This is a genomic window from Mycobacterium sp. 141, assembly GCF_000382405.1.
In the GTDB taxonomy this organism is placed as follows: domain Bacteria; phylum Actinomycetota; class Actinomycetes; order Mycobacteriales; family Mycobacteriaceae; genus Mycobacterium.
Genome location: NZ_KB908284.1, coordinates 1 through 10,213, shown reverse-complemented (window position 1 = coordinate 10,213; position 10,213 = coordinate 1). Strand labels below are relative to the sequence as shown.

Below are 10,213 nucleotides of genomic sequence, written 5' to 3'. Positions count from 1 at the left end.
TTTTGGTGTCTGTTGTTTGTGATCGGATTTTTCTGAATGGCCTTTTTTGGGTTTTGTTTGGAGAGTTTGATCCTGGCTCAGGACGAACGCTGGCGGCGTGCTTAACACATGCAAGTCGAACGGAAAGGCCCTTCGGGGTGCTCGAGTGGCGAACGGGTGAGTAACACGTGGGTGATCTGCCCTGCACTTTGGGATAAGCCTGGGAAACTGGGTCTAATACCGAATAGGACTCCGGACTGCATGGTCTGGGGTGGAAAGCTTTTGCGGTGTGGGATGGGCCCGCGGCCTATCAGCTTGTTGGTGGGGTGATGGCCTACCAAGGCGACGACGGGTAGCCGGCCTGAGAGGGTGACCGGCCACACTGGGACTGAGATACGGCCCAGACTCCTACGGGAGGCAGCAGTGGGGAATATTGCACAATGGGCGCAAGCCTGATGCAGCGACGCCGCGTGGGGGATGACGGCCTTCGGGTTGTAAACCTCTTTCAGCACAGACGAAGCGTAAGTGACGGTATGTGCAGAAGAAGCACCGGCCAACTACGTGCCAGCAGCCGCGGTAATACGTAGGGTGCGAGCGTTGTCCGGAATTACTGGGCGTAAAGAGCTCGTAGGTGGTTTGTCGCGTTGTTCGTGAAAACTCACAGCTTAACTGTGGGCGTGCGGGCGATACGGGCAGACTGGAGTACTGCAGGGGAGACTGGAATTCCTGGTGTAGCGGTGGAATGCGCAGATATCAGGAGGAACACCGGTGGCGAAGGCGGGTCTCTGGGCAGTAACTGACGCTGAGGAGCGAAAGCGTGGGGAGCGAACAGGATTAGATACCCTGGTAGTCCACGCCGTAAACGGTGGGTACTAGGTGTGGGTTTCCTTCCTTGGGATCCGTGCCGTAGCTAACGCATTAAGTACCCCGCCTGGGGAGTACGGCCGCAAGGCTAAAACTCAAAGGAATTGACGGGGGCCCGCACAAGCGGCGGAGCATGTGGATTAATTCGATGCAACGCGAAGAACCTTACCTGGGTTTGACATGCACAGGACGACTGCAGAGATGTGGTTTCCCTTGTGGCCTGTGTGCAGGTGGTGCATGGCTGTCGTCAGCTCGTGTCGTGAGATGTTGGGTTAAGTCCCGCAACGAGCGCAACCCTTGTCCTATGTTGCCAGCGGGTGATGCCGGGGACTCGTAGGAGACTGCCGGGGTCAACTCGGAGGAAGGTGGGGATGACGTCAAGTCATCATGCCCCTTATGTCCAGGGCTTCACACATGCTACAATGGCCGGTACAAAGGGCTGCGATGCCGTGAGGTGGAGCGAATCCTTTCAAAGCCGGTCTCAGTTCGGATCGGGGTCTGCAACTCGACCCCGTGAAGTCGGAGTCGCTAGTAATCGCAGATCAGCAACGCTGCGGTGAATACGTTCCCGGGCCTTGTACACACCGCCCGTCACGTCATGAAAGTCGGTAACACCCGAAGCCGGTGGCCTAACCCTTGTGGAGGGAGCCGTCGAAGGTGGGATCGGCGATTGGGACGAAGTCGTAACAAGGTAGCCGTACCGGAAGGTGCGGCTGGATCACCTCCTTTCTAAGGAGCACCACGAGAGACGCTCTCCGTTGGGGAGGGTGTGAGCCGTGAGGAACCTGTCGGGTTGTAGTGACCGGGGTTTGGTGCAACAACAAACGTTGAGCCGGCGTGGGATTCGTCGGTGAGGAAGCTGCCAGACACGCTATTGGGCTTTGAGACAACAGGCCCGTGTTTCCCTGGCCCCTGTGTGGGGTGGGAGGTCGTGTTGTTGCCCTGCTTTGGTGGTGGGGTGTGGTGTTTGATTTGTGGATAGTGGTTGCGAGCATCTAGCACGCGGATATGTGAGGCTGTCACTGCCTGTAGGGGTGGTGTGGGTCTTGTGTGTTTGTGTGTTGATGTGCAATTTCTTTTGAAACTCATTTTTGGTTTTTGTGTTGTAAGTGTTTAAGGGCGCATGGTGGATGCCTTGGCACTGGGAGCCGATGAAGGACGTGGGAGGCTGCGATATGCCTCGGGGAGCTGTCAACCGAGCGTGGATCCGAGGATGTCCGAATGGGGAAACCCGGCACGAGTGATGTCGTGTCACCCGGCACTGAATACATAGGTGTCGGGGGGGAACGCGGGGAAGTGAAACATCTCAGTACCCGTAGGAAGAGAAAACAATTGTGATTCCGTGAGTAGTGGCGAGCGAAAGCGGAGGATGGCTAAACCGTATGCATGTGATACCGGGTAGGGGTTGTGTGTGCGGGGTTGTGGGACCTATCTTCTCAGTTCTATCCGACTGGGGGGCAGTGAGAAAATGTTGTGGTTAGCGGAAGTGGCTTGGGATGGCCTGCCGTAGACGGTGAGAGCCCGGTACGTGAAAACCCGACGTCTGTCTTGATGGTGTTCCCGAGTAGCAGCGGGCTCGTGGAATCTGCTGTGAATCTGCCGGGACCACCCGGTAAGCCTGAATACTTCCCAGTGACCGATAGCGGATGAGTACCGTGAGGGAATGGTGAAAAGTACCCCGGGAGGGGAGTGAAAGAGTACCTGAAACCGTGCGCTTACAATCCGTCAGAGCCCTCACTTTGTGTGGGGTGATGGCGTGCCTTTTGAAGAATGAGCCTGCGAGTCAGGGACATGTCGCGAGGTTAACCCGGGTGGGGTAGCCGCAGCGAAAGCGAGTCTGAATAGGGCGTATCCAATCCGTAGGGGTTGGTGTAGTGGTGTGTTCTGGACCCGAAGCGGAGTGATCTACCCATGGCCAGGGTGAAGCGCGGGTAAGACCGTGTGGAGGCCCGAACCCACTTAGGTTGAAGACTGAGGGGATGAGTTGTGGGTAGGGGTGAAAGGCCAATCAAACTCCGTGATAGCTGGTTCTCCCCGAAATGCATTTAGGTGCAGCGTCACATGTTTCTTGTTGGAGGTAGAGCTACTGGATGGCCGATGGGCCCTACTAGGTTACTGACGTCAGCCAAACTCCGAATGCCGACAAGTCTAAGAGTGTGGCAGTGAGACGGCGGGGGATAAGCTCCGTGCGTCGAGAGGGAAACAGCCCAGATCGCCGGCTAAGGCCCCTAAGCGTGTGCTAAGTGGAAAAGGATGTGCAGTCGCGAAGACAACCAGGAGGTTGGCTTAGAAGCAGCCACCCTTGAAAGAGTGCGTAATAGCTCACTGGTCAAGTGATTGTGCGCCGATAATGTAGCGGGGCTCAAGCACACCGCCGAAGCCGCGGCAACGTATTTGTACGTTGGGTAGGGGAGCGTCCTGCATCCGGTGAAGCCGCCGAGTGATCGAGTGGTGGAGGGTGTGGGAGTGAGAATGCAGGCATGAGTAGCGAATAGGCAAGTGAGAACCTTGCCCGCCGAAAGACCAAGGGTTCCTGGGCCAGGCCAGTCCGCCCAGGGTGAGTCGGGACCTAAGGCGAGGCCGACAGGCGTAGTCGATGGACAACGGGTTGATATTCCCGTACCCGTGTGTGTGCGTCCCTGATGAATCAATCGTGCTAACCACCCAAATGGTGGTCCACTAATCCCTTCGGGGTGCGGGGATCGCTGGCTGCGTGGGACCCTGGTTGGTAGTAGTCAAGCGATGGGGTGACGCAGGAAGGTAGCCGTACCGGTCAGTGGTAATACCGGGGTAAGCCTGTAGGGAGGAACGTAGGTAAATCCGCGTTTCGCATATCCTGAGAGGTGATGCATAGCCGAGTGAGGCGAATTCGGTGATCCTATGCTGCCAAGAAAAGCCTCTAGCGAGGACATACACGGCCCGTACCCCAAACCAACACAGGTGGTCAGGTAGAGAATACTAAGGCGTACGAGTGAACTATGGTTAAGGAACTCGGCAAAATGCCCCCGTAACTTCGGGAGAAGGGGGACCCCCATATCGTGAGCCGGTTTGCCCGGGGTAGCGGGAGGGGGTGGCACAAACCAGTGAGAAGCGACTGTTTACTAAAAACACAGGTCCGTGCGAAGTCGCAAGACGATGTATACGGACTGACGCCTGCCCGGTGCTGGAAGGTTAAGAGGACCCGTTAACCCTTCGGGGTGAAGCGGAGAATTTAAGCCCCAGTAAACGGCGGTGGTAACTATAACCATCCTAAGGTAGCGAAATTCCTTGTCGGGTAAGTTCCGACCTGCACGAATGGCGTAACGACTTCTCAACTGTCTCAACCATAGACTCGGCGAAATTGCACTACGAGTAAAGATGCTCGTTACGCGCGGCAGGACGAAAAGACCCCGGGACCTTCACTACAACTTGGTATTGGTGCTCGATACGGTTTGTGTAGGATAGGTGGGAGACTGTGATATTCACACGCCAGTGTGGGTGGAGTCGTTGTTGAAATACCACTCTGATCGTATTGGGCCTCTAACCTCGGACCGTATATCCGGTTCAGGGACAGTGCCTGGTGGGTAGTTTAACTGGGGCGGTTGCCTCCTAAAATGTAACGGAGGCGCCCAAAGGTTCCCTCAACCTGGACGGCAATCAGGTGTTGAGTGTAAGTGCACAAGGGAGCTTGACTGCGAGACGGACATGTCGAGCAGGGACGAAAGTCGGGACTAGTGATCCGGCACCTCTGAGTGGAAGGGGTGTCGCTCAACGGATAAAAGGTACCCCGGGGATAACAGGCTGATCTTCCCCAAGAGTCCATATCGACGGGATGGTTTGGCACCTCGATGTCGGCTCGTCGCATCCTGGGGCTGGAGCAGGTCCCAAGGGTTGGGCTGTTCGCCCATTAAAGCGGCACGCGAGCTGGGTTTAGAACGTCGTGAGACAGTTCGGTCTCTATCCGCCGCGCGCGTCAGAAGCTTGAGGAAATCTGTCCCTAGTACGAGAGGACCGGGACGGACGAACCTCTGGTCTACCAGTTGTCCCACCAGGGGCACTGCTGGATAGCTACGTTCGGACAGGATAACCGCTGAAAGCATCTAAGCGGGAAACCCCCTCCAAGACCAGGCTTCTCACCCATTTCAGTGGGATAAGGCCCCCCGCAGACCACGGGATCGATAGACCAGACCTAGACACCCAGCAATGGGCGCAGGGAACTGGCACTAACCGGCCGAAAACTTACAACAACCCACAAACACCAACGTGTTCGGGTTTCGTAAGACACGCACAACCTTGCTTCGCAACCACACCACACACCCCCACGACCCCCGGGTCGCCACGGGTGCACACCACACCCCACCACCAAAACACACCCAAAGATTCACACCCAGAAACGGGTGAATAAAGTTACGGCGGTCCATAGCGGCAGGGAAACGCCCGGTCCCATCCCGAACCCGGAAGCTAAGCCTGCCAGCGCCGATGATACTACCCACACGGGTGGAAAAGTAGGACACCGCCGAACACACATTAAAGAATCGCCCCCCACGAAAGTGGGGGGCGATTCTCATATTCACAACAAACCAACAAAAGCCATTTTCGAATTCGACGATTATGTCGGCTTGGCGCCTGCCAGTATCCTTTGCGGGAGGGTAGCGCAGAAAGGCACACGTGGTCGGGGACAAACAAGGCGGCGGCGAGCGGCGACCGCGGCGTGTATCAGGCGGTCAAGGCCAGCGCCGGCAGAGCGCTCCACGCTCGTCCGGTCCGAACAGGGCGCGCGCGGCACAGCCGCAGACCTCAGAAGAACGCGGATCAGACGCCCCGTCGCTCTCCTCAGATATCGAGGCCAGACAGCTGGCGCCGGAGATCCGTCGTGAACTGGTGACCCTCGACAAAGCCACCGCCGATTACGTGGCGCGCCACCTCGTGGCGGCCGGCAATCTCCTGGATGAAGACCCGGAGGCTGCGCTCGCACACGCCCGCGCGGCCCGCAGCCGCGCGGGACGCCTTGCCGCAGTGCGGGAGGCCGTGGGGATCGCGGCCTATCACAACGGCGACTGGGCCCAGGCGCTGGCCGAGTTGCGCGCCGCCCGCCGGATGGGCAGCAAATCGGCGCTGTTGCCGATGATCGCCGATTGCGAGCGTGGTGTCGGGCGTCCGGAACGCGCCATTGAGCTGGCTCGCAGTGCTGAGGCCGCCGCGCTCACCGGAGACGACGCCGACGAACTGCGCATCGTGACCGCGGGAGCCCGCTCCGATCTGGGCCAGTTCGAACAGGCCCTCGCGATTCTCTCGACACCTCCACTGGATCCGACTAGAACCGGGCAGACCGCAGCGCGGCTGTTCTACGCGTATGCCGACACGCTGCTGGCGCTCGGGCGTTCGGAGGAAGCGCTGCAGTGGTTCCTCACTGCGGCGGCGGCCGATGTGGAGGGTGTCACCGATGCCGAGGACCGGATCACAGAACTGGCCTGACGCGACGATGTTGCGCAGCAAACCGACACCGCACGGCAGGTACTGCAGCGCTGGTCGTTGCTGTCGGCATCCATCGACTAGCGTGACAAGCGCTATGACTACCGATCCAGATCAGCTCCGCACGCAGGTCGCCGCCGTGCTGGCAGACCTGCCGGATACGGCCGAGGCGTACGGCGCCGAGGTGGGTATCGAGGATATAGAGGCCGTTGCGGCCCGGCTGGAAGAAGCCCATGAGCTGTTGGTGGACGCGCTCGAGTCGGTCGACAGAGGTGTGGCCGTCGGCGGTGCCGGATCCGGTAGGTGAGCGGTGGTGGCTCGTCGGGCTCGTGTTGACGCCGAGTTGGTGAGACGTGGGTTGGCCCGGTCCCGCCAGCAGGCCGCGGAGTTGATCGCCGCCGGCCGGGTACGTATCGACGGCATGCCCGCAGTGAAGCCGGCCACGGCCATCATGCTGGACGCCAATATCGTCGTCGCCCAAAGTGAGGAACGCAGCTGGGTGTCTCGCGGGGCCCACAAGCTGATCGGTGCCCTCGACACATTCGGGCTGGATGTTTCCGGGCGGCGGTGCCTGGATGCCGGCGCATCGACCGGGGGATTCACCGAGGTTTTGTTGGACCGAGGTGCCGTCGAGGTCGTCGCGGTGGACGTCGGGTACGGCCAGTTGGCCTGGTCCCTGCGCTCCGATGATCGGGTCCGGGTGATCGAGCGCACGAATGTCCGTGAGCTGACGGCCGACGCCATCGACGGCCCGGTGGATCTCGTCGTTGCCGACTTGTCGTTCATATCCCTGGCGACGGTCCTGCCCGCGCTCACCGCATGTGCCGGTCCGGGTGCCGATATCGTTCCGATGGTCAAGCCCCAGTTCGAAGTCGGTAAGGACCGGGTCGGGGCCGGCGGGGTGGTGTCCGACCCACAATTACGGGTCGAGGCGGTGTGTACGGTCGCCCGAAGGGCGGCGGAACTGCACTGGCATGCTGTCGGCGTGACGGCGAGCCCGCTGCCCGGACCATCGGGCAATGTCGAATACTTTCTGCGGCTGCGTGCTGATACGAACGAGTCGCTGCACGGTGAATCGCTCGAGCAGGCGGTACGCCGGGCGGTCGAGGAGGGCCCGCAATGACCTGTGAGCGCACGATACTGCTGGTGGTACACACCGGTCGGGACGAGGCCACCGAGGTGGGCCGCCGGGTCGAAAAAGTGCTGGGAGACAACGGTATCGGTTTGCGCGTGCTGTCGGCCGAGGCGGTTGACCGCGGACCCCTGCACCTGGCGCCCGACGACATGCGTGCGCTCGGCGTCGATATTCAGGTGGTCGACGCCGACGAATGTGCCGCCGAGAGCTGCGAACTGGTGCTGGTCCTGGGCGGCGACGGAACCTTCCTGCGTGCCGCCGAACTGGCGCGCATTGCGGAGATCCCGGTGCTGGGAGTGAACCTCGGCCGCATCGGATTCCTTGCCGAGGCCGAGGCCGAGGCCATCGACCACGTGCTCGACCGCGTCATCAGCCGGGATTACCGGATCGAGAACAGGATGACCCTCGACGTGACGGTGCGCGTCGGTGACAAAGTCATCAACCGGGGTTGGGCACTCAACGAGGCCAGCCTGGAAAAAGGTCCACGGCTCGGTGTGCTCGGAGTGGTTCTAGAGGTGGACGGTCGGCCGGTGTCGGCGTTCGGCTGCGACGGGGTGCTCGTATCCACGCCCACCGGGTCCACGGCCTACGCATTCTCTGCGGGCGGTCCGGTGCTGTGGCCGGACCTGGAGGCGATCCTGGTGGTACCCAACAATGCCCACGCGTTGTTCGACCGGCCGATGGTCACGAGCCCGGATGCTTCGATCGCCATCGAAGTTGAAGCGGGTGGTCACGACGCCCTGGTGTTCTGCGACGGCCGCCGGGAGATGGTGCTGCCTGCGGGCGGGCGGTTGGAAGTGACCCGCTGCAGGACACCGCTGAAGTGGGTGCGGCTAGACAGTGCCCCGTTCACCGACCGGCTCGTGCGCAAGTTCCGGCTGCCGGTTACGGGTTGGCGGGGGAAGTAGGCACGTGCTCGCAGAGATCCGAATCGAGTCACTCGGTGCGATCAGCGCGGCCACCGCGGAGTTCGACCGTGGACTGACCGTATTGACCGGTGAGACCGGCGCCGGCAAGACCATGGTGGTCACAGGCCTGCATCTGCTCGGTGGCGCCCGTGCGGACGCCACCCGGGTGCGGTCGGGTTCAGATCGGGCCGTCGTCGAAGGGCGGTTCAGCACCACCGAACTCGGCGCTGAAGTGGCGCTGCGGGTCGACGAGCTGCTGGAGACTTCGGGCGCCGATCGCGACGACGACGGCACTGTGATCGCCGCGCGCTCGGTCAGCCGGGCGGGGCCGTCACGGGCCTACCTCGGCGGCCGCAGCGTGCCGGCGAAGTCGCTGAGCAGTTTCACCGCCGAGGTTCTCACACTGCATGGCCAGAACGACCAGTTGCGTTTGATGCGTCCGGACGAGCAGCGCGTCGCCCTGGACCGGTATGCCGACGTGGATAAGCTGCTGACGCGGTATCGCCGGATCCGCGACGAGTGGCAGCTGGCACGTAAGGATCTCGCTGATCGCCGGGCACGGGCACGGGAACTGGCCCAGGAGGCAGACCGGCTGACCTTCGGGATCAACGAGATCGACGCCGTGGCCCCACAGCCCGGTGAGGACGAAGCCATCGTCGCCGACATCCGCCGACTTTCGGAACTCGATGCGCTGCGGGAGGCCGCGCAGGCGGCGCGGGTGGCGCTGTCCGGTGCGCTTGACGATCTGGCGCCGGATTCGGTTTCGGCGGCTGACGGTGTGGGGCAGGCGAAATCGGCTTTGGAGTCCACCGACGACGCATCGCTGCAGGCATTGGGCGTCCGGCTGGCCGAAGCCGTCGCGGTGATCAGCGACGTGACTGCGGAGCTTGGTCACTATCTGTCCGAATTACCCAGCGACGCAAGTACTTTGGAACACAAGCTGGCGCGGCAGGCCGAGTTGCGCACGCTCACCCGCAAGTACGCGGCCGATATCGACGGTGTGCTGGCCTGGGCCCGTGAAGCCGTCGACCGGTTGGCGCAATTGGATGTCTCGGAGGAGACGCTGGCTGGTCTGGACCGCCGCGTCGGGGAATTGGAAGGCCGGCTGGCGGCGGCGGCCGGCGAGTTGACCAAGGTCAGGACCAAGGCGGCGAAAGGGTTGGCCAAGGCGGTCACCGCGGAGCTCGGCGGACTGGCCATGGCCAATGCGATTTTCAGCATCACCGTGGTACCGATGGCCGCGCGAGCCGACGACTCCGCGCCGGTGACACTGCCCGACGGGACGGTCGTGCACGCCGGTCACGACGGGGTCGACACCGTCGAGTTCGGCTTCACCGCACACCGCGGCGCCGATGTTCTCCCGCTGACCAAGAGTGCCTCCGGCGGTGAGCTGTCGCGCGTCATGCTCGCCCTCGAGGTGGTGCTGTCCGCCTCAGCCGAGGGCACCACGATGGTGTTCGACGAGGTCGACGCCGGGGTGGGCGGACGTGCTGCAGTGCAGATCGGTCGCCGGTTGGCCCGGCTGGCCCGGACCCATCAGGTCATCGTCGTCACCCACCTGCCGCAGGTTGCGGCATATGCCGACGCTCACCTTGTGCTCGACGCCGGTGACGGCCGCGGCAAGCCCAGTGGTGTGCGGCGCATCGATGACGACGACCGCGTCGCCGAACTGGCCCGGATGCTGGCGGGACTCGGCGAGTCCGACAGCGGCCGCGCCCACGCCAGGGAACTGCTGGAATCCGCGCAGCAGGAGCGTAGCGAGCCGTAGCCGAGTGCGCCCAGAGGTCCAGGCAGGCTGGTTTGAACGGTGCGCAGCAGATGGCGATCTGCGGCAACCGCGCGAAGGTTTGCATTTCATCACACGAAGCGATTGAGA

The 10,213-nt window shown here is 61.8% G+C and carries 5 protein-coding genes and 3 rRNA genes; all 8 read left to right on the top strand.

Annotation, left to right across the window (positions count from 1 at the left end):
- Positions 1–54 precede the first annotated feature (54 nt).
- The 8 genes from H276_RS0122260 (at position 55) to recN (ending at position 10,105) form a co-directional block, all read left to right on the top strand.
- Positions 55–1,572: ribosomal RNA gene (locus tag H276_RS0122260) — 16S ribosomal RNA — on the top strand.
- A gap of 374 nt (positions 1,573–1,946) precedes the next feature.
- Positions 1,947–5,069: ribosomal RNA gene (locus H276_RS0122255) — 23S ribosomal RNA — on the top strand.
- A 161-nt stretch (positions 5,070–5,230) separates the two neighbouring features.
- Positions 5,231–5,344 (top strand): 5S ribosomal RNA (rrf, locus tag H276_RS0122250).
- The 16S, 23S and 5S rRNA genes sit together here, the layout of an rRNA operon.
- Before the next feature lie 146 nt (positions 5,345–5,490).
- Positions 5,491–6,297: a tetratricopeptide repeat protein gene (locus H276_RS0122245; RefSeq protein ID WP_081625539.1), complete on the top strand. Its 807-nt coding sequence runs from the start codon at positions 5,491–5,493 to the stop codon at positions 6,295–6,297.
- 94 nt (positions 6,298–6,391) lie between these two features.
- Entirely contained in the window at positions 6,392–6,601 is a 210-nt protein-coding gene (locus H276_RS0122240; RefSeq protein WP_019973483.1) for a hypothetical protein, read from the top strand.
- Between the two features lie 6 nt (positions 6,602–6,607).
- Complete coding sequence (locus H276_RS0122235) at positions 6,608–7,417, top strand: TlyA family RNA methyltransferase (RefSeq protein ID WP_026357308.1); 810 nt, start codon at positions 6,608–6,610, stop codon at positions 7,415–7,417.
- Positions 7,414–8,337, top strand: a complete 924-nt coding sequence (locus H276_RS0122230; protein ID WP_019973481.1) for an NAD kinase — start codon at positions 7,414–7,416, stop codon at positions 8,335–8,337. The genes H276_RS0122235 and H276_RS0122230 overlap by 4 nt, the downstream gene beginning before the upstream one ends.
- Positions 8,338–8,341: 4 nt before the next feature.
- A complete protein-coding gene (gene recN / locus H276_RS0122225; RefSeq protein WP_019973480.1) occupies positions 8,342–10,105 on the top strand; it encodes a DNA repair protein RecN in 1,764 nt (587 codons plus the stop codon).
- Positions 10,106–10,213 lie beyond the last annotated feature (108 nt).